The 24871-nt window shown below is 61.2% G+C and carries 28 protein-coding genes, 1 tRNA gene and 1 other RNA gene; 16 read left to right on the forward strand and 14 right to left on the reverse strand.

Annotation, left to right across the window (positions count from 1 at the left end):
- The first annotated feature begins 1 nt into the window (after position 1).
- The gene (locus tag R3E77_08005; protein ID MEZ5499358.1) at positions 2 to 1516 is read left to right on the forward strand and encodes a CoA-acylating methylmalonate-semialdehyde dehydrogenase; all 1515 of its coding nucleotides are present in this window, start codon (positions 2 to 4) and stop codon (positions 1514 to 1516) included.
- On the opposite strand, the gene R3E77_08010 is transcribed toward R3E77_08005, so the two are convergent.
- From R3E77_08010 to R3E77_08045, 8 genes are read right to left on the reverse strand one after another with little or no spacing between them, the layout of a single operon-like run.
- The gene (locus R3E77_08010) at positions 1497 to 2015 is read right to left on the reverse strand and encodes a histidine phosphatase family protein (protein ID MEZ5499359.1); all 519 of its coding nucleotides are present in this window, start codon (positions 2013 to 2015) and stop codon (positions 1497 to 1499) included. The genes R3E77_08005 and R3E77_08010 overlap by 20 nt on opposite strands.
- The gene (gene sufT, locus R3E77_08015) at positions 2012 to 2563 is read right to left on the reverse strand and encodes a putative Fe-S cluster assembly protein SufT (GenBank protein ID MEZ5499360.1); all 552 of its coding nucleotides are present in this window, start codon (positions 2561 to 2563) and stop codon (positions 2012 to 2014) included. The genes R3E77_08010 and sufT overlap by 4 nt, the downstream gene beginning before the upstream one ends.
- A 6-nt stretch (positions 2564 to 2569) precedes the next feature.
- Positions 2570 to 3013: an SUF system NifU family Fe-S cluster assembly protein gene (locus tag R3E77_08020; GenBank protein MEZ5499361.1), complete on the reverse strand. Its 444-nt coding sequence runs from the start codon at positions 3011 to 3013 to the stop codon at positions 2570 to 2572.
- A complete protein-coding gene (locus R3E77_08025) occupies positions 3013 to 4269 on the reverse strand; it encodes a cysteine desulfurase (protein ID MEZ5499362.1) in 1257 nt (418 codons plus the stop codon). Before R3E77_08025 ends, R3E77_08020 begins: the two co-directional genes overlap by 1 nt.
- Positions 4266 to 5552, reverse strand: coding sequence for a SufD family Fe-S cluster assembly protein (locus R3E77_08030; GenBank protein ID MEZ5499363.1), 1287 nt, complete (start codon positions 5550 to 5552; stop codon positions 4266 to 4268). The genes R3E77_08025 and R3E77_08030 overlap by 4 nt, the downstream gene beginning before the upstream one ends.
- A complete protein-coding gene (gene sufC / locus R3E77_08035; protein ID MEZ5499364.1) occupies positions 5549 to 6301 on the reverse strand; it encodes a Fe-S cluster assembly ATPase SufC in 753 nt (250 codons plus the stop codon). The genes R3E77_08030 and sufC overlap by 4 nt, the downstream gene beginning before the upstream one ends.
- Positions 6298 to 7740 carry a Fe-S cluster assembly protein SufB gene (gene sufB, locus R3E77_08040; GenBank protein ID MEZ5499365.1) on the reverse strand — a complete coding sequence of 481 codons (1443 nt, stop codon included), beginning with the start codon at positions 7738 to 7740 and terminating at the stop codon, positions 6298 to 6300. The genes sufC and sufB overlap by 4 nt, the downstream gene beginning before the upstream one ends.
- Positions 7737 to 8210 (reverse strand): SUF system Fe-S cluster assembly regulator, encoded by a 474-nt coding sequence (locus R3E77_08045; protein MEZ5499366.1) that lies wholly within the window; start codon positions 8208 to 8210, stop codon positions 7737 to 7739. The genes sufB and R3E77_08045 overlap by 4 nt, the downstream gene beginning before the upstream one ends.
- Positions 8211 to 8358: 148 nt before the next feature.
- On the opposite strand from R3E77_08045, the gene R3E77_08050 reads away from it, so the two are divergent.
- From R3E77_08050 to R3E77_08070, 5 genes are read left to right on the forward strand one after another with little or no spacing between them, the layout of a single operon-like run.
- Positions 8359 to 9186 carry an ABC transporter ATP-binding protein gene (locus R3E77_08050; protein MEZ5499367.1) on the forward strand — a complete coding sequence of 276 codons (828 nt, stop codon included), beginning with the start codon at positions 8359 to 8361 and terminating at the stop codon, positions 9184 to 9186.
- Positions 9177 to 9923: a lipid asymmetry maintenance ABC transporter permease subunit MlaE gene (gene mlaE / locus R3E77_08055; GenBank protein ID MEZ5499368.1), complete on the forward strand. Its 747-nt coding sequence runs from the start codon at positions 9177 to 9179 to the stop codon at positions 9921 to 9923. The genes R3E77_08050 and mlaE overlap by 10 nt, the downstream gene beginning before the upstream one ends.
- 32 nt (positions 9924 to 9955) lie before the next feature.
- Complete coding sequence (mlaD, locus tag R3E77_08060) at positions 9956 to 10456, forward strand: outer membrane lipid asymmetry maintenance protein MlaD (protein MEZ5499369.1); 501 nt, start codon at positions 9956 to 9958, stop codon at positions 10454 to 10456.
- The gene (locus tag R3E77_08065) at positions 10453 to 11079 is read left to right on the forward strand and encodes an ABC transporter substrate-binding protein (protein MEZ5499370.1); all 627 of its coding nucleotides are present in this window, start codon (positions 10453 to 10455) and stop codon (positions 11077 to 11079) included. The genes mlaD and R3E77_08065 overlap by 4 nt, the downstream gene beginning before the upstream one ends.
- Positions 11076 to 11381: an STAS domain-containing protein gene (locus R3E77_08070; protein ID MEZ5499371.1), complete on the forward strand. Its 306-nt coding sequence runs from the start codon at positions 11076 to 11078 to the stop codon at positions 11379 to 11381. The genes R3E77_08065 and R3E77_08070 overlap by 4 nt, the downstream gene beginning before the upstream one ends.
- A gap of 33 nt (positions 11382 to 11414) precedes the next feature.
- Here the strand turns inward: R3E77_08070 and R3E77_08075 are convergent, their stop codons facing one another.
- From R3E77_08075 to R3E77_08095, 5 genes are read right to left on the reverse strand one after another with little or no spacing between them, the layout of a single operon-like run.
- A complete protein-coding gene (locus R3E77_08075) occupies positions 11415 to 12230 on the reverse strand; it encodes a VacJ family lipoprotein (protein ID MEZ5499372.1) in 816 nt (271 codons plus the stop codon).
- 12 nt (positions 12231 to 12242) lie between these two features.
- A complete protein-coding gene (locus tag R3E77_08080; protein ID MEZ5499373.1) occupies positions 12243 to 13718 on the reverse strand; it encodes a M48 family metalloprotease in 1476 nt (491 codons plus the stop codon).
- Positions 13719 to 13761: 43 nt separating this feature from the next.
- Positions 13762 to 15159, reverse strand: a complete 1398-nt coding sequence (locus tag R3E77_08085) for a PhoH family protein (protein ID MEZ5499374.1) — start codon at positions 15157 to 15159, stop codon at positions 13762 to 13764.
- Between the two features lie 53 nt (positions 15160 to 15212).
- The gene (locus R3E77_08090) at positions 15213 to 15680 is read right to left on the reverse strand and encodes a peroxiredoxin (GenBank protein ID MEZ5499375.1); all 468 of its coding nucleotides are present in this window, start codon (positions 15678 to 15680) and stop codon (positions 15213 to 15215) included.
- Positions 15677 to 16219 carry an ACT domain-containing protein gene (locus tag R3E77_08095; GenBank protein MEZ5499376.1) on the reverse strand — a complete coding sequence of 181 codons (543 nt, stop codon included), beginning with the start codon at positions 16217 to 16219 and terminating at the stop codon, positions 15677 to 15679. Before R3E77_08095 ends, R3E77_08090 begins: the two co-directional genes overlap by 4 nt.
- A gap of 49 nt (positions 16220 to 16268) precedes the next feature.
- On the opposite strand from R3E77_08095, the gene R3E77_08100 reads away from it, so the two are divergent.
- From R3E77_08100 to R3E77_08135, 8 genes are all read left to right on the forward strand, one after another.
- On the forward strand, positions 16269 to 16664 hold the full coding sequence (locus R3E77_08100; protein ID MEZ5499377.1) for a hypothetical protein: 396 nt from the start codon (positions 16269 to 16271) through the stop codon (positions 16662 to 16664).
- Between the two features lie 69 nt (positions 16665 to 16733).
- Positions 16734 to 16823, forward strand: a tRNA-Ser gene (locus R3E77_08105).
- 23 nt (positions 16824 to 16846) lie between these two features.
- Positions 16847 to 16943: signal recognition particle sRNA small type (gene ffs, locus R3E77_08110), an RNA gene on the forward strand.
- Positions 16944 to 16972: 29 nt separating this feature from the next.
- Positions 16973 to 18526 (forward strand): DNA polymerase III subunit gamma/tau, encoded by a 1554-nt coding sequence (dnaX, locus tag R3E77_08115; GenBank protein ID MEZ5499378.1) that lies wholly within the window; start codon positions 16973 to 16975, stop codon positions 18524 to 18526.
- A gap of 32 nt (positions 18527 to 18558) precedes the next feature.
- Positions 18559 to 18882, forward strand: coding sequence for a YbaB/EbfC family nucleoid-associated protein (locus tag R3E77_08120; GenBank protein ID MEZ5499379.1), 324 nt, complete (start codon positions 18559 to 18561; stop codon positions 18880 to 18882).
- A gap of 19 nt (positions 18883 to 18901) precedes the next feature.
- Positions 18902 to 19501 carry a recombination mediator RecR gene (gene recR, locus R3E77_08125; protein MEZ5499380.1) on the forward strand — a complete coding sequence of 200 codons (600 nt, stop codon included), beginning with the start codon at positions 18902 to 18904 and terminating at the stop codon, positions 19499 to 19501.
- A 9-nt stretch (positions 19502 to 19510) separates the two neighbouring features.
- Entirely contained in the window at positions 19511 to 20083 is a 573-nt protein-coding gene (orn, locus tag R3E77_08130; GenBank protein ID MEZ5499381.1) for an oligoribonuclease, read from the forward strand.
- Positions 20064 to 21077, forward strand: coding sequence for a threonine/serine dehydratase (locus R3E77_08135; GenBank protein MEZ5499382.1), 1014 nt, complete (start codon positions 20064 to 20066; stop codon positions 21075 to 21077). The genes orn and R3E77_08135 overlap by 20 nt, the downstream gene beginning before the upstream one ends.
- On the opposite strand, the gene ppsA is transcribed toward R3E77_08135, so the two are convergent.
- Positions 21054 to 23429, reverse strand: coding sequence for a phosphoenolpyruvate synthase (gene ppsA, locus R3E77_08140; protein MEZ5499383.1), 2376 nt, complete (start codon positions 23427 to 23429; stop codon positions 21054 to 21056). The two genes, R3E77_08135 and ppsA, sit on opposite strands and share 24 nt — an antisense overlap.
- Before the next feature lie 86 nt (positions 23430 to 23515).
- Between ppsA and R3E77_08145 the strand changes: the two genes are divergently transcribed.
- Entirely contained in the window at positions 23516 to 24337 is an 822-nt protein-coding gene (locus R3E77_08145) for a pyruvate, water dikinase regulatory protein (protein ID MEZ5499384.1), read from the forward strand.
- A 51-nt stretch (positions 24338 to 24388) separates the two neighbouring features.
- Entirely contained in the window at positions 24389 to 24865 is a 477-nt protein-coding gene (locus R3E77_08150; GenBank protein ID MEZ5499385.1) for a DUF1249 domain-containing protein, read from the forward strand.
- Positions 24866 to 24871 lie beyond the last annotated feature (6 nt).

Genomic DNA, 24871 nt, shown 5'->3' on the forward strand with positions numbered 1-24871 from the left:
CATGAAATCAGCGTCATTGCCCCTCGTTGGTCATTGGTTGAACGGCGCGATCCGTCGTGATGAAAGTGGCCCGCGAGGGCCTGTATTCGATCCATCGCTAGGGCAGCCATGTGCGGAGGTCGCTCTCGGCGCGGACGCCGACATCGAAATGGCCGTCGCATCGGCCGCAGCTGCATTTGCGGACTGGGCGGCGACTCCGGCGTTGCGCCGCGCCAGGGTGATGTACCGCTTCAAGGAAATCGTCGAACGCAACGCCGCGGAGCTCGGCCGCGCGATTTCGCGGGAACATGGCAAGACGGCGGCGGATGCCCAAGGGGAGATCATCCGGGGGCTCGAGGTGGTGGAATTCGCCTGCGCGGCGCCACAGTTGCTCAAAGGAGAATTCAGCGAAAATGCCGGCAGCGGCGTGGATGCGTTCAGCGTGCGCCAACCGCTCGGCGTGGTGGCGGGTATCACGCCGTTCAATTTTCCGGTCATGGTGCCGATGTGGATGTTTCCGTTGGCGCTGGTCTGCGGCAATTGCTTCATCCTGAAGCCATCCGAAAAGGATCCGTCGCCGAGTCTGCTGCTGGCCGAGTGGCTCGATGCGGCAGGGTTGCCGCCGGGTTGTTTCAATGTCGTGCAAGGGGAGCGTCGCGTCGTGGATGCGCTTCTTGCGCATCCGCGGATCAGTGCCATCAGCTTCGTCGGCTCGACCGCGGTTGCACGCCATGTCTACCTCACGGGTACATCTGCCGGAAAGCGCGTGCAGGCCCTCGGTGGTGCCAAGAACCACCTGGTCGTGATGCCGGATGCCGATATCGACCTGACTGTCGACGCATTGCTCGGCGCAGCCTACGGCTCGGCGGGCGAGCGCTGCATGGCGATTTCGGTTGCCGTCGCGGTCACCGATCCGCTGGCGGACGAGCTCGTCCTGCGGCTCGCGTCACGGGTGAGAGCGCTGCGCATAGGGCCGGCAGACGCTGCGGAACCAGACATGGGACCGCTGGTGACCGCAGAGCATCGTGCCAAGGTCGTGGGGTATATCGAGCAGGGGGTTGCCGAGGGCGCCATTGCAGTGGTCGATGGCCGAGACTGGCGACAGGCAGCCGAACATGGCAGCGGGTTCTATCTGGGCGGCACGTTGTTTGACCACGTGCGACCCCAGATGCGTGTCTACCGCGAGGAGATTTTTGGTCCGGTTCTGGTGATCGTGCGGGTCGCATCGCTCGATGAGGCGATGGAGCTCATCAATGCCCACAATTACGCGAACGGGACCGCTATTTTCACACGCTCCGGTGAGGCCGCCCGTCGATTTTCATCGGGCATCCAGGTTGGCATGGTAGGCGTGAACGTCGCGATTCCTGTACCTGTGGCCTTCCATAGTTTCGGCGGCTGGCGGCAGAGCCTGTTCGGTGACCACCATGCCTACGGGCCTGAAGCCGTGCGGTTCTACACTCGACTGAAGTATGTGACCAGCCGCTGGCCCCGCGGCGCCGATTCGTCGAACGCTTTCGTCATGCCGACGTTGCGCTGAGCGCCGCGTTGGTACCGAGAGCGCGAAGGTCGCGCCACGAGTGTATTGCGGGCAGGACAGTGCGCAACTCGCCGGTATTCATGGCGAGACTCGCAAAATCGCCGGTCAACTGCTGGTAGAACTCGGAAATTCCGGGATTGTGTCCGACCATCAACACGTGCCTGTCCGTATCGGTCACGGTGCGCAGGCTGAGCCATAACGCGCTGGCAGGGGCAAGGTAGAGTTCGTCGAAGGCCTCGATTGTCGCCGCAGGCCATCCGAGCGCGCGGCACAGCCGGTGCGCACTGTCAAAAGCCCGCTTGGCCGTGCTCGTCAGAACTCGATCCGGCTGTTCGCCCAATACCCGCAGTTGCTCGGCCACCCTGTCGATCTCGCGCTTGCCTGCTTCGGTCAAGGCCCTGTCGTAATCGTCCTTGGGACCAGAGTGGGCGGCGCCATGTCGCAACAGGCTGAGCCGCAGGGGCGAATGGGTCGTTCTCGGGTCCGCTAGGCGATTCACATCATGCCTGTCTGTAATTGCGCGGCTTCGGACATCATGGATCGGTCCCAGGGCGGATCGAAAACCAGTTCGACATCGACCGCTGTGACAGTCGGGATCAGTCCCAGTTTCTCGCGGACATCCTCAACGAGGATATCTCCCATGCCGCAGCCAGGCGCGGTCAGCGTCATCTTGACGTCGATTCGGCGCGACCCATCATCGCGCGGCAGTACCTCGCAGGCGTAGATCAGTCCGAGATCTACGATATTGATCGGAATCTCCGGGTCGTAGCATGTCGCCAACTGCTGCCATGCGAGCTGGCGTACATCCTCGTGGCTCGCGTTGTCGGGCAGACTGGGCGGTGTGGCAAGATCCTTGCCGAGCGCGTCAGCGTTGCTTCCCGAGATACGAAACAAATTGCCGTCGACGTATACAGTGAAACTGCCGCCCAGCGCCTGGGTGATAAAGCCGGACTGTCCAGCTCGCAGCTTGACTTCGACACCGGCCGGTACGATGACGGCATCGACGTCGCGACTCAAGACCACGGCTTCGTTGTGCTGACCGTGCATTAGAGGCTACTCCGTCGACACCGGCTCGCGCGCATCGCGCAATGCGGCCGCCAGCGTATGCCAGCTCAAGGTCGCGCATTTGACGCGGGCGGGAAAGTCACGCACGCCGGCCAGTGCCGCTACCTTGCCCAGTTCCTCCGGAACTTCGGCATCGTGATGCGTAAGTACCTCGTGAACCCTGGCGTACAGGTCGGCGAATTGTTTTCGTGTCATACCTTTGACGGCCTCGCTCATGAGCGAGGCGGAGGCTACGGAAATCGCGCAACCGCGACCCTCGAATCGCAAGTCGGCGATCCGGTCGCCATCGGTCCTCAATGTCACCGTCAGTTCGTCTCCGCACAGCGGGTTGTTGCCTCGCGCTGTCGCATCCGCCGGTTCGAGCCGTCCGAAATGGCGCGGACTGCGGTTATGGTCGAGAATTACATCGCGATAGAGCTCCTTGAGATCCATCAGCTGAACATCCTGCGTGCGAATTCGACTGCCGCGACCAGGCGCTGCACGTCTTCATCGGTGTTGTAACAGGCGAAGGAGGCGCGGGCGGTCGCGGGCAGGTCGAAATACTCCATGACCGGCATTGCGCAATGGTGACCCGTGCGGATCGCCACGCCTTGCGAGTCGACGATGGTGCCGAGGTCATGCGGGTGCACTCCCTCGACGACGAAGGAAAGTACGGCGCTCTTGTTGGCGGCGGTACCGATGAGGCGCAGACCCGGGATGGAGGCGAGCGCCGCACATGCGGCTTCGTGCAATTGCATTTCGTGTCGATGGACGGCCTCGATATCGAGGCTATCCAGATAGTCGATTGCTGCGGCAAGTCCGACAGCGCCAGAGATATTCGGCGTGCCGGCCTCGAACTTCCATGGCAGATCGTTCCAGGTACTCTCTTCGAATCGAACCGTGCGGATCATGTCGCCGCCGCCCTGCCACGGCGGCATTTCCTCGAGCAAGGCGCGCCGACCGTAGAGCACGCCGATTCCGGTCGGTCCGTATATCTTGTGGCCGGAAAAGGCATAAAAATCGCAATCGAGCGCACGCACATCCACGCGGCAATGCGGCACCGCCTGCGCGCCATCGATGAGTGTCGCTATGTTTCGGGCACGCGCCGCCTGGACAATTGCTGCGACAGGCAAGATGGTGCCTAGCGCATTGGATACATGGGCGATGGCGACCAGCCTGGTCCGGGCTGTCATCAGCCCAATGACGCTGTCCGCATCAACAGCGCCGCTGGCATCAAAGGGTGCGACGACGAGGCGCGCGCCGGTCGCCGCACAGGCCAGCTGCCAGGGCACAATATTCGCGTGATGCTCGAGTCGTGTCAGGAGGACTTCGTCGTCTGGCTGCAGGCGCGGGCGCGCGTAACTGTTGGCAACCAGGTTGATCGCTTCTGTCGTGCCGCGCACGAATACGATTTCCGCGCTGCTGCCCGCGTTAAGGAATGAACGTACCCTTTCACGCGCGCCTTCAAACGCTTCGCTTGCCAATTGACTGAGACGGTAGACGCCGCGATGCACATTGGCGTGCAAATGACGTTCGTAGTAGTCCACTGCCGCAATGACCGAGCGCGGCCGCTGCGCGGACGCTGCGCTGTCGAGGAAGCAGGTGCCCCGGCCCTCGGGGTCCTCGGACAACAACGGAAAATCCTCGCGTACCCTCCTGGCGTCAAAGGGCGCCGGCCGGTCGGCCGTTTGCCGTGCGTTCGCATTCATTGGAGCAGGCCCTTTGGCAGCGTGAAGGCCAGTTGGTCGGCAAATCGCTTGGCCAGGTCCTCGCGCAGGCCACCTCGCGGCGCAAGCGCCAATGCATCGGCGATGAACGTCCACTTCAGCAAACCAGTCGCGGTCTGTGCGTCGAGCCCGCGCGATAGCAGGTAGAAGAGCATCTGTTCATCGAGCCTGCCAGTCGTCGCGCCATGATTGGCGCGAATCTCGTCCGTGTTGATCTGCAATTGCGGGCGAAGTGCGATCTGCGCGCTGGACGCCAGAAGCAATCCGCGCAGCGACTGTGCGCTCACGGCTCCGCGCGCGAGCTCCGTGGCCCGCACATGACTGTTGCATGCTGCGCTGCCGCCATCGGCGGCTATGGCGCGGCACATGTGCTCGACACGTGTGCGTGCGCCGCTCAATTCGAAGAGGTTGTAGCAATCATGTCGCGCCCGATCGTGGGCGGAAACTGCCTGGAAGACCTTGCCGCATGCGTCGTCGCCTCGTAGCCGCAGCTGCAGGCCATGACGGGAACTTTCGCCGCCCGCGACGGCCAGTAATTGCTCGAGGCATCCCGCAGAGTCGACGCTCGCGAGCACTGAATCGACGACGCTGAGCTTGCCGTCCAAGATGAAGTCGCGCCAATGCGTCAAAGTCGCGCCGGCAGCGACATTCAATTCGACACTGACATTGCTGTGCGCGGATTCCCCGCTCGTCTGCAGGTGTCGCTCGTGGATCTGCAGGCGCGCCCGCGGAGCCAGGTCAATTTGAACGCGCACGTAGGATGTGCGCGCGAGGTCTGGCGCAGTCGTAGCGCACAGCAATTCGAGCGGCGGGCACTCGCCCTCGGCCATGATGTGCAGCGTAATGGGAGCGAAACCATCGTTGAGCCAGGCCGGCGCCAATTCGTTGCCGGTCAACTCCGCTGCGTTCCGTGAAACGTCATCGCAGTTGATGGCAAGTCCGGGTGGGAGCTGCAGGGCAGCAAGATTGCTCGGGCGGCCGTCGAGCAGAACAATCTGCAGCGGTTCAGCACCTGTTATCTGCCAATGCGCGGCTGCAAGCGCCAAATCTTCCGACGATACGGTCTCGCACGCAGCGGCGCCGGCCTTGGTCAGGGTCCTGAGATCGCTGTAACGCCAGTTCTCGCCCCGCGGTTCGGGCCAGCCTGCTGCAAGCAGTCGATCCAGTGCGGCCAGGCGAGCGGCTCGATTCTCCACGTCAGCAGGCAACAATCGTGCGAAGGCATCAAGTGCCCTGGATGTGGTCTCAGCCGCAGTCGGGGTCACGCCGCGGACTCCTCGAGCCAATCATAGCCTCGTCGTTCGAGTTCGAGCGCAAGCTCGCTGCCGCCGCTGCGCACGATGGTGCCTCGCACCAGAACGTGCACATGATCGGGTGTAACGTGGTCGAGCAGCCGCTGATAGTGCGTCACCAGCACGAGTGCGCGCGCGGGGTCGCGGGAACGCTGGATGCCCGCGGCGACCACTTTGAGTGCATCGATGTCGAGTCCGGAATCGGCTTCATCGAGTATTGCCAGGGTTGGTTGCAGGACCAGCATCTGCAGGATCTCATTGCGCTTCTTTTCGCCGCCGGAAAACCCTTCATTGACACCGCGTGAGAGGAACTCATCGTCGATCTTCATGATGCGACTGTATTCGCGTACCAGCTTCAGAAAATCATAGGCGTCGATTTCGGGCTTGCCCTGCACCTTGAGTCGCGAATTGAGTGCCGCGCGCAGCAGGTACAGGTTGTTGACACCCGGTATTTCCACCGGATACTGAAAGCCCAGGAACAGGCCGGCCCGTGCCCGCTCCTCGATGGGCATGGCCAGCAAGTCCTTGCCGTGGAAGCGGACCGACCCGCCGGTGACCTCGTATCCAGGCCGGCCCGCTAGCGTATAGCCAAGCGTGCTCTTGCCCGACCCGTTGGGCCCCATGATGGCATGCACCTCGCCGGCCGCGACATGCAGCGTCAGGCCGCGAAGTATTTCCCGGCCACCGACCTTGACCTTGAGAGAATCGATCTCGAGCATCATCCCACAGCGCCTTCGAGACTCACCGCCAGTAGGTTCTGCGCTTCGACCGCAAACTCCATCGGCAACTCCTTGAATACGGTCTTGCAGAATCCACTGACGATCATGTTGGTAGCATCCTCGGCGGACAACCCGCGCTGCTGGCAATAGAACATCTGCTCTTCGCTGATGCGCGACGTGCTGGCTTCGTGTTCGATGATCGCGTCACTCTGCTGCGACTCGATGTACGGGAAGGTGTGCGCTCCGCACTCGGACCCGATCAACAGCGAATCGCACTGGGTGTAGTTGCGGGCATTGCCTGCACCGGGCAGTACCTTGACGAGACCACGATAGCTGTTCTGCCCATGACCCGCCGAAATACCCTTGGAGACGATCGTGCTGCGGGTATTTGCACCCATGTGGATCATCTTCGTGCCGGTATCGGCCTGCTGGTAGTTGTTGGCAAGTGCTACCGAATAAAACTCGCCGACGGAATTGTCTCCGCGCAGGATACAGCTCGGATATTTCCATGTAATCGCAGAACCGGTTTCGACTTGCGTCCAGGAGATGCGCGAGTTGCGGCCGCGGCACTCGCCGCGCTTGGTCACGAAGTTGTAGATTCCTCCGCGTCCTTGTTCATCTCCCGGGTACCAGTTCTGTACCGTCGAGTACTTGATCTCGGCATCGTCCAGGCATATCAGTTCGACGACGGCCGCATGTAACTGGTTCTCGTCACGCATGGGGGCGGTGCAGCCCTCGAGATAGCTGACATGACTGCCCGCATCCGCGATTATCAATGTGCGTTCGAATTGACCCGTGTTGGCGGCGTTGATGCGAAAGTAAGTGGACAATTCCATCGGGCAACGTACTCCTGGCGGTACGTAGACGAAGGAACCATCGGAGAAGACCGCCGAATTGAGCGCGGCAAAGTAATTGTCGCCCGCCGGCACAACGCTGCCGAGGTACTGCTCGATGAGTGCCGGGTGAGACTTGACGGCTTCGGAGAAGGGGCAGAACACCACCCCCGCGTTGGCGAGGCGCTCCTTGAAGGTGGTCGCAACCGAGACGCTGTCGAATACGGCGTCCACGGCGACGCCTGCGAGTCGGGCGCGCTCGTGCAGTGGAACACCGAGTTTCTCGTAGGTCTGCAGGAGCTTGGGGTCGACTTCATCGAGGCTCTTGGGTGCATTGGCGCGGGATTTTGGTGCGGAATAGTATGAAATGGCCTTGTAGTCGATGGGCGTGTAGCGCAAATGAGCCCAGTGCGGCTCACGCATGCGCTGCCAGCGCCGAAATGCGCCAAGGCGCCAATTCAGGAGGAACTCCGGTTCGTTCTTTTTTGCCGAAATCAACCGGATGACCGATTCATCGAGGCCAGGTGGCACCGTGTCGGATTCGACATCCGTCACGAAACCGTGACGATAGCGCCGGGCTACGAGGGCTTCTATGTCATTCGCACTCATCGAGCGGTGCTCCTTGGCAGTGGCTTGCCAGGATCGAGCTGGGACAGAGGAATACGTACCGTTTGTGGCACGAGACCAGCCATCTCCGCCAGCGTCAGTTGCTGGAGCATCGCGCGAAAGGACAGGCTGACCCGTTGCCAGCTTCGCTCGACCTGGCAGTGATTCTGTAGCTCGCAGCGGTGTTCGCCGTGTGCGCAATCGGTCAATCGAACCGGACCTTCGAGGGCATCGAGTATGTCAGCCGCGCTGATCGACTCGGGCGGCCGCGCCAGACGGTAGCCGCCTTGCGCGCCGCGGGTGGATTGCACGAGACCCGCCCGTTGCAGTTGCTTCAATAGTTTACTGACCGTGGCCGCACCAATGCCGGTCCGCTGGGCCATTTGCGCGGCCGTGCGCAACGCCCCCGAGGGCTCGGTCAACTCGGCGAGCAATACGGTCGCGTAGTCGGTAAGGCGGCTGATCTTGAACATCGGCTGGCAATTCTCTAATTGGACTATTCTAGTCCTGATTTGTTCGTCCTGCCAGAGCGCCCGATGTTGCCGTTTTGCCACAGCGGCCTGCTCGACCCGATCTGCTATTCTTCGCCGCCATTTCACCGTAGTGAGCGCTCGCACCAAAATGACGGATTCCTCCGATGTCGTGTGCGCCGTCGATGACCTGTATCTGAGCATCAATGGCCGGGAAATCTTCTCCGGCCTGACCCTGCAGGCGCGACGTGGCCGCATCACGGCCGTCATGGGGCCAAGCGGAACAGGCAAGACGACACTACTGCGTGTACTGACTGGACAGGTGCCGCCGGATTCCGGGCAGGTGAGTGTTTGGGGACAGGATGTCGCGCGACTGGGGCGCAGACAGATTTACGCGTTGCGCCGGCGCATGGGCATGCTGTTCCAGAACGGCGCCTTGTTGACCGATCTCGATGTCTTCGAGAACGTGGCTTTCCCGTTGCGCGAACATACACGTCTACCGGAAGCGCTGATTCGCCAACTGGTGCTGACCAAACTGCATGCGGTCGGACTGCGCGGAGCGGCATTCATGAGCCCGGCGGCGCTCTCTGGCGGCATGGCACGCCGCGTTGCGCTGGCTCGAGCAATCGTCATGGATCCCGAATTGCTCATCTACGATGAGCCGTTCGTGGGTCTCGATCCAATATCGATGGGCGTAATCGTGCGCCTCATCCGCCAGCTCAACGACGCACTTGGAATAACCAGCATCGTCGTGTCGCACGACGTCGATGAATTGGCCGAGATCGCCCATGACAGCTATTTGTTGTCGGGTGGCAGGGTAGTGGCCTCGGGCTCCCCCGAAGAACTCAATCGCAGCGACTCGCAGGTCGTGCGCCAGTTCATGGCGGGAATGGCTGATGGTCCTGTGCCTTTTCACTACCCGGCACCTGACTACTACGCGCAATTGCTAAGTGAATCGGATCCGCAAGCATGGCGGTAGGCAAGACCGGGCTCGCGCGCATCGGCGCGACGGCAATTTTTTTGATCGAAATCCTGGCCCAATTGCCGGCCGCACTGCTTCGCCCCCGGGCGATCGTGCACCAGGTCTATAACGCGGGCGCGCGCTCACTGATCATCATCATGTTGTCGGGACTTTTTGTCGGCATGGTGCTCGGGCTGCAGGGTTTCGATCTGTTGCAGCGATTCGGATCGGAAGACGCGCTCGGTATCGCGGCTGCTCTCGGGTTGCTGAAGGAGCTGGGCCCTGTGGTCACCGCTCTGTTGTTCGCCGGCCGCGCAGGTACGGCACTTACATCCGAGATCGGCCTGATGCGCGCGACCGATCAAATTACTGCAATGCAGATAATGGCTGTCGATCCCGTGCGCCACGTCGTGGCGCCGCGCTTCCTGGGCGCACTGATCGCCGTGCCGCTGCTGACCGCCATATTCAATATAGTCGGCTTGTTTGGCGCACAACTGATCGGCGTGCAGATGATGAGCGTAGATCCCGGCTCGTTCTGGTCGCAGATGCAAGGTGCCGTGCAGCTCGATGACGTCAACGAAGGCATCATCAAGAGCGTCCTTTTTGGTGCTGCCTGCGCACTCATTGCAGTATTCGAGGGGTATCATTCCGAGGCGACCGCTGAGGGCGTCGGGTTGGCTACAACGCGTACGGTAGTTGCATCATCGGTAATGGTTCTGTTGCTGGATTACATGCTGACCGCGGCTTTCCTGTAGCCGCGCGGCGCTCGATCAACGAAGGATACGTCATGCGTCCAAATCGCACTCTGGAAATTGGCACCGGGCTGTTCGTACTGCTGGGGTTCGCCGCGCTTTTCTTTCTCACCACGCAGTTGCCGGGCAGCGGTCTGAAAATCAATTCCGAACGTGGTTTCCAGGTGGTGGCCGAATTCGACAATATAGGTGATCTGAAGGAAGGTTCACCGGTAACGATGGCGGGTGTGCGGATAGGCAGTGTCCAGACCATCGATTATGACGCACAGAAGTTCAAGGCCGTCGTGCGCCTGTTCATTCATGATCGGTTCAGTCAGATACCGGATGATAGCGATGCCAGTATTCAGACCAGTGGTTTGCTTGGCGGCAAATACGTGGCGATTGGTCCAGGAGGCTCGGAGACCTACCTTGCCAATGGCAGTCACATCGAGTTCACGCAGTCGGCGATCGTGCTCGAGAACCTTGTGAACAAGTTCTTTGCGAACTTTGCCGATCGCAAGTCGAGCGCCGACAAACCTGCAGAGGAGTCGCCATGAGGAAATTCCTGCTTACATTGATTCTTGCGCTGCCGGCTTTGGCCGGGACCGCAGCCGTGGACAGTTCCGATCCGGCTCGACTGATCGAAACCGCCTCGCAGGCAATGCTCGCGGAACTCGATGCGCATCGCGCAGAATTCCGTGCCGAACCGAAAAAACTCTACAAGGTCATCGACGATGTCCTGCTGCCACATTTCGACACGGAGTACGCTGCGCGTCTTGTGCTCGGTCGATATTGGCGCGACGCCACGCCGCAGCAGCGGCAGCGCTTCGTGACGGCCTTCTATCACTCGCTGCTGATGAACTATGGCGATGCGCTTATCGATTTCACTTCGGACCGGCTGCGCGTCCTGCCCTACAACGGACCTTCGAACCAGGACAGGGCCACCGTTCGCACGGAAGTCATGCGCAGCAATGGCGAGAAGGTGCCGGTCAATTACAGCTTGCGGCGTAGCGATGGCGCGTGGAAGGCCTGGGATGTCGTTATCGAGGGGATCAGCTACGTGAAGAGTTTCCGGGAAGACTTCGGTGCCGAGATCGGTCGCAATGGCCTCGATGCCGTCATTGCGCGCCTCGAGAAAGACGCCGTCCAGCGCGGCGGCAAGGCGAGTGCGTCGAAGTGACCGTCGGCTGCGACAGCAACGGAGCGATACTCCTGAGCGGGGCGCTTGGTTTTGCAACTGCCCGCAACCTGCACGAGGAACTGCATGCGGCGCTCGTTGCGGCATCACCCGGTCCGATCACGGTGGACCTCGCGGGCGTGGATCATGCGGACAGCGCAGGTCTTGCTGTATTGGTTGATGCGCTCGGCTGGGCCAAGCGAAATGCACGCGCCATGCGGCTGCAGAATCTGCCGCAATCCCTGCGTAGCATTGCCCGAATCTGCGAAGTGGAGCAGCTGCTTGATGGCGGTGTACACGCCTAGGCGGGGCTTTCCCGGACACTATCCCGCAAGGGATTACTGAGTTGGGTCCTGGTTTGGCGGTGGCTCGGATTCCGGTTGGGCCCCACCCTGGGAGTCGCTCGAATCGCCGGACTCCGCCTCTTTGAGTTCTTCCTCGCTGAAACCTTCGTCTGCTGGTGTATCTGTCACCTCGCCGTCGCTTACCTGGTATGCACGTCGCTGCAGGTAAGCGTTGCGAATAACGACATAGGGGTCGAAGGTGCGGGAAAGCACTTTTTCCGCATCCAGCAGCGAGGCGCGTTTGTCCAGCAATTTGAGGCCCTGCGCGCCGTAGAGCACCGTGTCGTTGTTGACGTAATTGATGGGTTCGGCAAATTGGTCCGCGACGCGACCGACGCTATCTCGCACCGACGACGGACCGAGCACCGGCACAACCAGGTACGGCCCCGGCGGCAAGCCCCAGCGACCCAATGTCTGACCGAAGTCCTCGTCGTTGTGCGGCAGGTCGGCCGCTTTTGTGGCCGGGTCCAACAGTCCGCCCAGCCCAAGCGTGGAGTTCAGCAGCAATCTGCCGGTGTCCTGGGCCGCCGCGCGAAACTTGCCCTGCAGCAGGTCATTGACCAGTACCAGTGGCATTTCCAGGTTGCCGAAGAAATTGCTGACACCCGTACGCACGGGCCGCGGTGTGACGTGCCGATAGATTCTGGCCGCCGGTTTGGCAAGACCGCGATCAACGTGGTCGTTGAAGGAATAAATACCGCGATTGACCCGTTCGAAAGGATCGCGCGGGTCGCGCGTACCGGGTTGAGTCGCGCAACCACATAGGACGGCACACAGCGCCATGATCATGGCGGGTTCGGGTCTAGGCATGCGCAAATTCTATCAGCGCCCGCGTCGTTGCGCCTGGGATTCAGCATTCTGGCGACGCGCGGGTTGCGCTGCCAGGTAGTCTTTCACTTCCTGCATTCGGGCCATGAAGCGTTTGCGTTGCACTTCGGTAAGACTCGGCGCCGCGAGTGCCAATTCGAATTGCCGCACGGCGAGCGGCAAGTCACCGCTCGCGATGTGATATTCGCCCATGTAGAAGTACGCGTCGCCCGTGTCACCTGCGCTGGCTGCGGCCAGTGCCGTCAGCCGGATCTGCTCAGGCGTCGGCGCGACATTGTTGAAAAGATCGAGAAGCAGGGCATGTGCCAGCTTGGGATTGCCGTTGGCCATCAGAGCTTCGGCATACCGGATCGTCAAAGGCAGATTACGCGGTGAAATCTGCAGCGCCCGTTCAAAGGTCGCCATGCCGCCCTGTAGATCACCCGCCTTGATCTGCGCTTGTGCGAGTGCGCTCTGCAATGCCGGTATGCCCTCGAAACGTGCGAGCAGCGCCCTCAGGTCGATTTCCGCCTCGGTCGGAACGCCACGCTCGAGCTCGGAAAGTGCCTTGCCGTAGGCAAACGCTGCCGAGCCATCGTCGGCCTGCCTGGCGTAGAAATTGCGCGGATCCGTTTCGAGCGGCGCGGTGATCACGCGAATGCGTTCGCGCATCAGTCCATAGCTGACCGTCGGTGTTCGCACATCGACGTGCATCTGCGCGGCGCGCGCCATTGACTCGGCGATACGATTGCGGGTCACCGGGTGGGTCTGCAGCATCTCCGGCAGCGCGCTCCCCGCGCCCGTGTGGCGCGCCATGGTTTCGAAAAACTGCGGCATCGCCTGCGGATCGTAGCCGGCGGCCGCCATATATCCGATGCCAACGCGATCGGCTTCGTATTCGTTGCTGCGAGTGAAGTTGATCTGCTGTTGTGCAGCCGTGCCCTGTGCGACCGCTATTGCGCCTTGCATGACGTCGCCGCCGGCGCCGGTTGTCGCGCCGATGAGGATGGCGGCGAGGATGGCCGCGGCCGAGGCCAGGCTCTGCCTGCCTTGTGCCTGAATTGACCGGGCGATGTGTCGCTGCGTGACGTGCGCGATTTCGTGTGCGAGCACGCTGGCGAGTTCCGATTCACTCTGCGTTGCGAGAATAAGGCCCTGGTTGACTCCGACGAAACCGCCGGGCAGGGCGAATGCATTGATGCGCGAGTCACGGACGACGAAGAATCGAAAGCGTTGCGACCCTTCCTGCGCGTGCGCTGCCAGCGAACTGCCGAGCGACTGTATGTATTCGTTGATTTCCGGGTCCTCGACGAGCTGGCCCTGATCACGCAGACCGCGCACGATCATCAAGCCGATCTGGTATTCGTCGTTAAGGCTCAGGGTGGCGTTCGCCGGGCTGCCCATGTCGGGCAGGTCATCGCCGGGCGAGCTGGCGGCGGACAGTCCGGTCCACAGCGTAGCCAGGAGCAGTATCAACAGGCGCTTATGCATGCATCTTCGAGTCGGGCCGCCATTGCAAGTTCCGCTCGCCCACCTACAGATTCTCCGAGGCGAAGTCCGCCAGGCGCGATCGTTCGCCGCGTACCAGCGTTACGTGGCCTGCGTGCGCCCATCCCTCGAATCGGTCGACGACATAGGTAAGACCCGAAGTGGTCTCGCTCAGGTAGGGTGTGTCGATCTGCGCTATGTTGCCCAGACAGACCATTTTCGTCCCGGGGCCTGCGCGGGTAACCAGTGCCTTCATCTGCTTGGGTGTGAGGTTCTGCGCCTCATCGAGGATCAGGAAACGGTTGAGGAAAGTCCGGCCACGCATGAAGTTCAGCGAACGGATCTTGATGCGATTGCGCAACAAATCATTGGTTGCGGCGCGGCCCCAGTTGCCACCTTCCTGGCTCTGGGTGAGTACCTCGAGGTTGTCCATCAGAGCGCCCATCCAGGGCTCCATCTTCTCTTCCTCGGTGCCGGGCAGAAAGCCAATGTCCTCGCCCAGCGGTACAGTAACCCGCGTCATGATGATTTCTGCGAATTTGCTCTGGTCCAGTGTCTGGGTAAGACCCGCTGCAAGAGTCAACAGGGTCTTGCCAGTTCCGGCGGGGCCGAGGATGGTGACGAAGTCGATCTGCGGGTCGAGCAGAAGATTGAGCGCGAAATTCTGCTCGCGATTGCGTGCGGTGATGCCCCAGACGCTGTTTCGTTCACTGCGGTGATCGCGAACGAGTTCCAGGCGCGCCTTGCCGTCGTCGACACCGCGCACGATGGCTTCGATACCCTCGCCGCGATCTTCGAAAACGAACTGATTGTGGACGAGGTCGCTGACGACGGGTCCGCTCAATTCGTAGAACGTTGCTTCGCCTTCCTGCCATGAACGCAACTGTTTGCTGTGGGTTTCCCAGAAATCCGCCGGCAACTGCATGGTTCCGGTGCTGAGTACATCGATGTCCTCCAATGCCTTGTCACTGTAGTAGTCCTCGGCATGAACACCGACCACTGCTGCCTTGATGCGAAGGTTGATGTCCTTCGAGACCAGTGTGACCTTGGCGCGATGCTGCAGCGCCTGCAATGCCAGGGTCTGCGCGAGGATTGCATTGTCGCTGCCATGCGTAGGCAGGTGTTTGGGCAGTTCGGAATGCAGATTGCGGGTTTGAAAGAACAGGCGGCCCGCAGGCGGCCTCTTGTCATCGTTGCCGAGGAGCTGGTTCGCCAGCGGCAAGCCTGAATCGATATCCTGCTTGGCGGCACCGCGCATCAGTTCGTCCAGGAATCGACTGACCTGGCGGCCATTGCGGGCGGCTTCCGATACGCCTTTCTTGTTTGCATCGAGCTCTTCAAGCACGATCATCGGCAGGTAGATGTCGTGTTCCTCGAAACGAAATATCGCGGTCGGATCGTGCAGCAGGACATTCGTGTCGAGGACAAAAATCCGTCGCGACACGATCGCGGGTTTTTGCGCGCGCCGATTTGCCGGTGGTGCCGGCTTGCGGCCGCTCACAGCGCTCGCGTCGCTTCGAGAACCTCCGCGACGTGACCTGGGATCTTGACCTTGCGCCACTCCCGCACCAGTTTGCCGTTGGCATCGATCAGGAAGGTACTGCGCTCGATCCCGCGGACCTTCCTGCCATACATGTTCTTCATCTTTATCACATCGAACAGCTTGCAAAGTGACTCGTCGACGTCCGCCAGGAGCTCGAAGTTGAGCCTTTCCTTGGCGCGGAATTTCTGGTGGGACACAGCGCTATCGCGTGAAACACCGACGATGGTCGCGCCGGCGCGAGTGAATGCCGCTTTCTGGTCGCGAAAGTCGCGTGCTTCGACGGTGCAGCCGGAAGTCATGTCTTTCGGGTAGAAGAACAGCACCAGGGGACGTCCCTTGAGGTCGGCTGAGGAAAAGGGATTGCCATCGGTGCCAGTGCTGCGAAATGCCGGAACTTTCCTGCCGACTGCGGGTGTGCTCATGATTTGACTGGTTCCAGTATCGCATCGAGATTCATGCTGTCGCAGAACTCCATGAATTCCTCTCTTAGCCCCGCGATTTGCAGCTTTGCCGGTACGTTGATCGACATCTGCACAGCGAACATGCGTGCACCGGTATGAGGTGCCGCAAAGGTGCGTGTTGCAACTTCGGCAATGTCGACCCCGCGGGCGGCGAAGAAGCCGGCAAGACCGGACACGATGCCTGTCTGATCCAGGCACACGACGTCGACCGAGTAGGGAAGGAGATCGGCTCGCGAGCCGCGACTCTCGGTGCGGCGGCTGTGCAAAGTGAGGGAGTGCAGTTCACCGAAGCGCTTCAACTCGGCTTCGATCTTCGCCAGCGAATGCCAGTTGCCGGATACCAGCAGCAGCATCGCGAACTCGTTGCCAAGGCCCACCATGCGGCTCTCGTGAATGCTGCCGCCGGTGTCGGTGATCAAGCGGGTAAGCTCATGCACGATGCCGATGCGGTCCGTACCGAGGGCAGAAACCGCGAGAAATTGCCGGGTCTGTTGATTCATGGCTCCGGATCGAAGTGTAGCCGCTGAGATTTGCCGCGGCGACGAAAATATGGCCCGTCCGGCCGACAATGGCGCGAACCGACTTGCGTGGCAGCGGTCCTACCCCTACCATCGCCGGCGCCTGATCACCGGCAAGCGACGCGGTACCGGATTCGCCACCATGATGCCCATTCGTCCATACATTATTGCGCTGCTAGCAGCGCTTTTTTCCCAGCTCGGTGCGTGTCGCTATCTCGCCTACGATTGCCACAAGCCCGCGCTTTACCAGCAGGCGCAGAGCATTGCGCCGCTCAAGGTGCCGGCGGGCCTTGAGGCGCCCGATACCAGCAATGCTCTCAGGATTCCCGAAGTCGTCGCACCAGCCGCCCCGGCGGGCTCCGATGGGCCCTGCCTCGAGTCCCCGCCAGAGTTTCAGACGACTCGCCAAGCACCGCCGGCGGCCTGATATCATGCGGTTGTGGGTGCCGGCCGTTACGTCGACTTTCTCTTAAGTTATTCTTCTAACTCATTGAATGGAGAGGTGGCCGAGTGGTCGAAGGCGCTTGATTGGAAGTCAAGTAACATCGCAAGGTGTTCGTGGGTTCGAATCCCACCCTCTCCGCCAGCCAGACAGTCAATGGCGTCCCGCATCGGTCCCTCCGCAACGACTCACCGTAAACCCCGTCAGGCCCGGAAGGGAGCAGCGGTAGCGGCACGGTCGGGTGCCGGAGCAAGGCGGGTGCGGGCCGCCTCCATCCCGGCCGGGCGAGTGCCATGAGCTACCAGGGCCTTGCGCGCCAATACCGGCCTCGGTCATTCGATGATCTCGTCGGCCAGGAGCACGTGGTGCGCTCCTTGCGCGGTGCGCTCGAGCGCAATCAGGTCCACCATGCCTTTCTCTTCACGGGTACGCGAGGGGTGGGCAAGACCACGATCGCGCGCATCCTCGCGAAGTGCCTCAATTGCGAGGCGGGTGTCAGCGCGAAGCCATGTGGCAGCTGCGCCAGTTGCCAGGAAATCGACACCGGGCGGTTCGTCGATTTGATCGAGGTCGATGCCGCATCGCGCACCAAGGTCGATGATACGCGTGAGTTGCTCGATAACGTCCAATACCTTCCGACCAAGGCGCGCTACAAGGTCTATTTGATCGACGAAGTGCACATGTTGTCGGCGCATTCGTTCAATGCGTTGTTGAAAACGCTCGAAGAACCGCCGCCGCATGTCAAGTTTCTGCTGGCGACGACTGATCCACAAAAATTGCCTGTAACGGTGCTGTCACGCTGCCTGCAATTCAATTTGCTGCGTATTCCGGCGCCGCTCATTGCGGCGCGCCTGGGCGAGGTGCTGGGGCGCGAGGGGATCGCCAGCGAAAGCGGCGCCCTGCGGCTGCTTGCGCGAGCCGCAGATGGCAGCCTGCGCGATGCATTGTCCCTGACCGACCAGCTGTTGGCCTATGGCGGTGGCAAGGTGCTCGAGGACGATGCCCGCAATATGCTGGGCACGGTTGAGCGCGGCCAGGTCATGACATTGCTTTCCCACCTCGCCAATCAAGATAGCGGACCGCTCCTTGCGTATGCACGCCAGCTCGATGAGCGTGCTCTCGATCTCGCGCAGCTGCTCGAGGAACTGGCGGCGCTTTTGGTAGAAGTCGCCGTGCAACAGAGTGTGCCCGAGGCCGAGCCGCTGGACCCTGATTCGGCTGACGCAATTGGCGCGATGGCGCGAGCGCTGGCGCCCGAAGATGTTCAGCTGTGGTATCAGATTGCGATACTCGGGCGGCGCGATCTCACGCTCGCGCCAGACCCGTTGCGCGGCTTCATGATGACCCTGGTGCGAATGCTGGCATTCCGCCCGCAGGACGAACCAAAGCACGAGGGCGGCGAGCCGCTGACAGGCTCGCGGCCCAAACCCGCGGTAACCCGCGCCGTACCGGGTGCAGCCACCTGGTCGGACATCCTGGGTCAACTCGACCTGCAGGGCGCGGCCCGCCAGCTTGCCAACAATTGCCGGCTGGTTGCTCGCGAGGGCGGTCTCTGGCGCCTCGAACTCGACGAGCGACAGCGCAATATGCTCACAGATGCGCAGCGCGACAAACTCGCACAGGCGTTGCAGCGCGGTTACGGCGCTGACCAGCGGGTCGAGATCAAGGTCGCAGCGCTTGATGTCAGCGCAGATGCCACGCCGGCTCAGCTTGCCGCGCGCGAGCAAAGTGCGCGCCGCCAAGCGGCCCGAGAACAGCTTTACGAAGAACCCGGGCTGAAGGCTTTCAAGGAAGTCTTCTCCGCACGTATCGACGATGGCAGTCTGCGTTTGCAGCACGATGAATGAGTCAGAACTAGGGACCAACGAGGCAACGACACATGCGAGGCAACATTGGCAATCTTCTCAAGCAGGCGCAGGCGATGCAGGCAAACATGCAGAAAGCCCAGGCCGAACTTGCGAATGTTGAGGTAACGGGCCAATCGGGTGGCGGCATGGTCAAGGTCACCATGAACGGCAAGCACCAGGTCCGCGCTCTCGACATCGAGCCCCAGCTGTTGGCGGACGATCGCGAGATGCTCGAGGACATGTTGATCGCCGCGATCAACGATGCAGTGCAACGCATCGAATCCGCGGTCAGCGAGAAAATGTCCGGCATGATGGCCGGCCTGAATTTGCCACCTGGTTTCAAGCCACCTTTCTGAACCTGCCGCGACCAGCGCCATGAAGCACAGCCCGCTTCTTGCGGAATTGATCGAATCACTGCGCGCGTTACCCGGCGTCGGCCCGAAAACCGCGCAACGAATGGCATTCCATCTCCTTCTGAAGGGACGTCCAGCCGCGCAGCGGCTCAGCACGGCGATGGCCGCCGCGATAGACAAGGTCGGCCGTTGTCGGCGCTGCCGCATGCTGACCGAAGGTGAACTATGCGCCATCTGCGCGGCGAACAATCGCGATGCGAGCCTGTTGTGTGTCGTTGAATCACCGGCGGACGTCGTCGCCATCGAGCAGGCCGCAGGCTATCGCGGCCGCTACTTCGTTCTGCTGGGTCATCTATCGCCACTCGATGGGGTTGGGCCGATTGAGCTGGGCGCCGAGCAACTGGGGCGCATACTGCGCGAGGGCGAGGTTGCCGAAATGATCATTGCGACGAATAGAACGGTTGAAGGCGAGGCGACTGCGCATTTCCTGTCGGAGCTCGCGCGCACCCATTCCGTCGGGGCGAGCCGAATCGCCCATGGCGTTCCGCTTGGCGGCGAGCTCGAGTATGTGGATTTCGGCACGCTGGCGCAGGCAATCACCGCCAGGCAGGCACTGCAGTAGCGGCTCACTGTGACCGACACCCACTCAGACCGCTTGATCTGGATCGACCTGGAGATGACAGGTCTCAATGTCGATGACGATGTCATTCTGGAAATCGCTACGGTCGTGACCACGGCGGAGCTGCAAATCGTGGCCGAGGGTCCGGTAATCGCGATACATCAGTCCAATGAGCGATTGGCGGCAATGGATGACTGGAATCGGCGTCAACATGGCGCGAGCGGTCTCAGCAGTCGAGTGAGAGCGAGTCGGGTCGACACATTGGCAGCCGAGCAAGCAACTCTCGAATTCCTGCGCCGCCATGTTCCTGCCGGCGCTTCACCCATGTGCGGCAACAGTATTTGCCAGGATCGACGTTTCCTTGCGCGGCAGATGCCGCAATTGGAACGATATTTTCATTACCGCAATCTCGATGTGAGCACCCTGAAGGAGCTCGCCAGGCGTTGGGCACCAGCTGTGCTGACGGGACTCAACAAGGAGAGCCGCCATCTCGCGCTGGCGGATATCCACGAGTCGATCGCCGAATTACGCTGGTATCGAAGCCGACTTTTTGCGCCCGAATATCGTGAATCAGCGCGACCATGAATTGACTCGCGACGATCTGCCGGAGTTTGCAGATGTCGTCGCCGCGGCCGATCGCCTTGGCCGTGCCGTATTGCGCACGCCCGTATTGCATAGCGAAGCCCTCGACGGGTTGATCGGTACCAGAACCACATTCAAGTGCGAGAACCTACAGTACGGTGGTGCCTTCAAGATTCGGGGTGCGATGAACGCCATGGCAGTGGCGCGCCAGGCCGGACCCGTTGGGCAGGTCCTGACGCATTCATCCGGCAATCACGGCGCTGCGCTCGCCCGGGCCGCGCGTCATTTCGGCAGCGCTTGCTGTGTGGTTGCGCCGAACGATTCCGCAGCTGTCAAACTGGCGAAAATCCGCGATCTGGGCGCCAGGCTGGTGCTCTGTGAGCCGGGCATAGCGGCGCGCGAGCAGGCACTGCAGCTGGAATTGCAGCGCAGTCCAGGCCTCGTCGTGCACCCCTTCGACGACGCTGCCGTGATTGCCGGCCAGGGCACGGTGGCGCTCGAGTTTTTCGAACAGGCATCGGATCTCGGTGCGCTTTTCGTGCCGCTTGGCGGCGGCGGACTGATCAGCGGAATCGCGCTCGTGGCGGCAGAGATCGCGCCGGACTGCCAGATTATCGGCGTTGAACCTCAGCTGGCTGCCGAAGCCCAGCGCTCATTGCTCTCCGGGCGGCGGGAGCGCCAGGGTGCAACGACGACGATTGCCGATGGTTTGCGCGGCTCGATCGGCGAGCGGAACTTTCACATCGTCAAGCGGCTCGTTCGCCGGATCGTCACGGTGTCCGACGCTCAGATCGCCGCCGCAATGCTGTTGTGCTGGCAGGAATTGAAGATCCTGATCGAGCCCTCCGCCGCCGTTGGCCTCGCAGCCGCGCTCGAAACAGGGCGGGAATTCGCGCCTCGTCCGGTTGGTATCGTGCTCTCGGGCGGCAACGTCGATCTCGGGCAGTGGCTCAAAGCGCCAGCCGCCCTGCAGTCAGGCGCTCGAGTTCGGGCCTGAGTTCTGGGCGATGTAAAGCCAGGTCTCGACGACGGTATCGGGATTCAGCGAAATACTGTCGATGCCCTCGGCAACCAGCCAGCGCGCGAAGTCGGGATGATCCGACGGTCCCTGCCCGCAGATGCCGACGTACTTGCCGTGCTTGCGGCAGGCGCCAATAGCCATTCGCAACAATTCCCGAACCGCCGGGTCGCGTTCATCGAACAGAGGCGCGACAATTGCCGAGTCGCGATCTATTCCAAGCGTCAGCTGCGTCATGTCATTCGAGCCGATCGACATGCCATCGAAATGCTCGAGGAAGCGGTCGGCTAGCAGAGCGTTCGTGGGCAATTCGCACATCATGATAATCCGCAAGCCATTCTGGCCGCGGACCAGGCCATTGTCCGCGAGCAGTTTGATCGTCTGCTCGGCCTCCGTCAGCGTCCGCACGAAAGGGACCATGACCTCGACATTGGTGAGGCCCATTTCTTCGCGAACCCGGCGCAGTGCCCGGCACTCGAGCTCGAAACATGCGCGGAATTCCGGATGCACATAACGTGAAGCGCCACGAAAGCCGAGCATGGGATTCTCCTCGGCAGGCTCATAGAGCCGCCCACCAATCAGGTTGGCGTACTCGTTCGACTTGAAATCCGACAGCCGTACGATGACCGGGTGGGGCGCGAATGCCGCGGCAATCTGTGCGATCCCCTCGCTCAGCTTGGTTACGAAAAAACCGACAGGATCCGGATATCCGGCCATCTGCGTGCGGATCTGTTCCTTCAAGTCGTTGTCGAGGCGATCGAATTCGAGCAGGGCCCGCGGGTGCACGCCTATCATGCGATTGATGATGAACTCGAGCCGAGCCAGTCCGACGCCGCGGTGTGGTATGCCGGCAAAGTCGAAGGCGCGATCGGGATTGCCGACGTTCACCATGATCTTGACCGCAATCGCCGGGAGCGAGTCGAGCTCCAGCTGGTCGTGATCGAAAGCAAGCGCGCCGTCGTACACGTAACCGGTATCACCTTCGGCGCAGGAGACGGTCACCGCCTGGTTTTCGCTTATACGCGCCGTAGCATCGCCGCAGCCCACCACCGCTGGAATTCCCAGTTCACGGGCGATGATGGCGGCATGGCATGTGCGACCGCCGCGATTGGTGACGATCGCCGCGGCACGCTTCATGACCGGTTCCCAGTCCGGATCGGTCATGTCTGCAACCAGCACATCGCCCGGCTGCACCCGCGCCATCTGTTCCACCTCGCGTACGATTCGCGCAGGCCCGGTCCCGATGCGCTGGCCAATGCTGCGGCCGGTCGCGAGCACGGTCGATTTTTCGCGTAACCGATAACGTTGTATGGTGCGACCGCTGCGGCTCTGCACGGTCTCCGGACGTGCCTGCAAGATGAAAAGCTGGCCATTTTCGCCGTCCTTGCCCCACTCGATGTCCATCGGGCGTCCGTAATGCTCTTCGATGAGCAGCGCCTGGCGCGCGAGTTGCTCGAGATCAGCATCACTTACGCAAAAGCGCAGCCGATCTTCGCGGCTGACATCAACCGTGCGCACGCGCTTGCCTGTGCCCGCCTCGCCGTAGACCATCTTGAGAGCCTTGGCACCGAGATTGCGCCTGAGGATCGCGCTGCGGCCCGCGCGCAGCGCGGGTTTGTAGAGATAGAACTCGTCAGGGTTGACGGCGCCTTGTACGACTGTTTCGCCGAGCCCATAGGATGCCGTGATGAATACGACATCCCTGAATCCCGAGTCGGTGTCGAGCGTGAACATGACACCACTCGAGGCGAGATCGGAGCGCACCATGTGCTGGATGCCTGCCGACAGGGCAACGGTGGCATGGTCAAAGCCCTGGTGCGCCCGGTAGGCAATCGCCCGGTCGTTATAAAGTGATGCGAAGACATCGTGAATCGCCGCAACGACGGCATCGGCGCCGCGCACGTTGAGAAAGGTTTCCTGTTGTCCGGCGAAAGATGCATCCGGCAGGTCCTCGGCGGTAGCGGACGACCTTACTGCTACCGCGATATCACGATCGCCGCCCATCGATTGGTAGCTGGCCCGAACTTCCCGCTCGAGCGCTGCAGGGAATTTCGTTCCCTTGATCCAATCGCGAATGCGCGCGCCGGTAGCGACCAGTTTGGAAACATTGTCGACGTCGAGGTCCAGGAGCGCACTGTTGATGCGATCGCCCAGGCCGTCGATAGCGAGAAAATCCCTGTAAGCCTGTGCCGTAGTGGCAAACCCATTGGGCACGCGCACGCCGAGTCGCGACAATGAGCTGATCATCTCGCCAAGAGACGCATTCTTGCCGCCAACCTGATCGAGGTCTTTCATCCCGACCTGTTCGAATGCGATCACCAACGGCTTCATCGTGAAATTTTCCTGCTCAGAGTCTTGCCCGATTGATTGCGCGGTGAAAAACTTCTCTATTGTCGCCTATCGACGAGAGTTGTTCTGTGACCAGACATACTGTTTTCTTCGTATCCGACCAGACCGGCGTAACAGCCGAAACGATGGGCCATAGTCTGCTCACGCAGTTCGACGGGCTGGATTTTCGCGCGCAGACTTTGCCATTTGTGTCAAATCTTGACAAGGCAAACGATGCGGTCGGGAAGATCAATCGTGCTGCCGAGATCGACGGCTGTCGACCCATCGTTTTCAGCACACTGGTGCAGGACGAACTGCGAGAGGTGATTCGTCGCGCCAATGCCTTGTATCTGGATTTTTTCGACGCGTTCATCGGGCCAATGGAAGCGGAGCTGAACGTCAGGTCGACGCACAGTGCCGGCAAGGCGCATGGTATCAGTGATGCTGCCAGCTATGCAGCCCGCATCAATGCCACGAATTTCGCGCTCGCCAACGATGACGGCGGCGGCCATGACTATGCGGCGGCCGATGTGATCGTGATCGGAGTCTCACGATCCGGCAAGACGCCTACCTGTGTGTACCTCGCATTGCAATATGGCGTGTTGAGCGCCAACTACCCCTTGACCGAGGACGACCTCGAATCCAATGGTTTGCCTGCGATGTTGCAACCCTACCGCAGCAAGCTATATGGGCTGACAATCTCGGTGGATCGGCTGCAACAGATACGACAGGAGCGCAAACCCGACAGCCGCTATGCCTCGAGGCAGCAGGTGCAATACGAAATCCGATCGGCGGAAGCAATGTTCTCGCGATTCAGAGTTCCCTACCTTAACACGACCGAGACCTCGATCGAGGAGATCGCGGCGAGAATTCTGAGCGATATGGCAATTGAGCGGCGCGTCAGGCCATGAACGTCGACTGGTTCCGTTTGTGTCACGGAGAGAACTGGCTATAGTGTGGTGATGCAGAGCGATTGCCTGGCATTGGCTTCATGGCGTGCGCGACCGCGCAGTTTCGTCGCGCTCATGGGCCTTTACGAAAGCAATTTCGTGCGACTTGGCTGGCTTGTCGATCTGGATCGACGACCGTCCGGCGTGCTGCACTCGCGCGTGCCAGGAGACTGTGAGCTCGTCTTTTCTGTGAACTGCATCTCACCCCACACGACAATGGCGAAGATGACCTACCGCCTTGCCGGGCCAAATCCCTGCGTTGAGACCGGTGGGCACGACTCGCCGGATCTCGAGTTGCGCATTTACCATGACGCGCGCCTGGTCGAAGCCGTTGCCTGGCAGGGCGAGCAAGGGCACACCGTCCTGCAGCGCCTGCAACGCCGGGCGGAGCGTGAACTGGATCAGCGCTGGGCGCGCAACAGCATGTTAAACAAGTGGCTGGAATATTGTAGCGAGCGGGGCCACCGGTTGGTCCGCGCTGGCCGGTAAACGCTG

It is taken from the genome of Steroidobacteraceae bacterium (assembly GCA_041395505.1).
Classification (GTDB): domain Bacteria; phylum Pseudomonadota; class Gammaproteobacteria; order Steroidobacterales; family Steroidobacteraceae; genus JAWLAG01.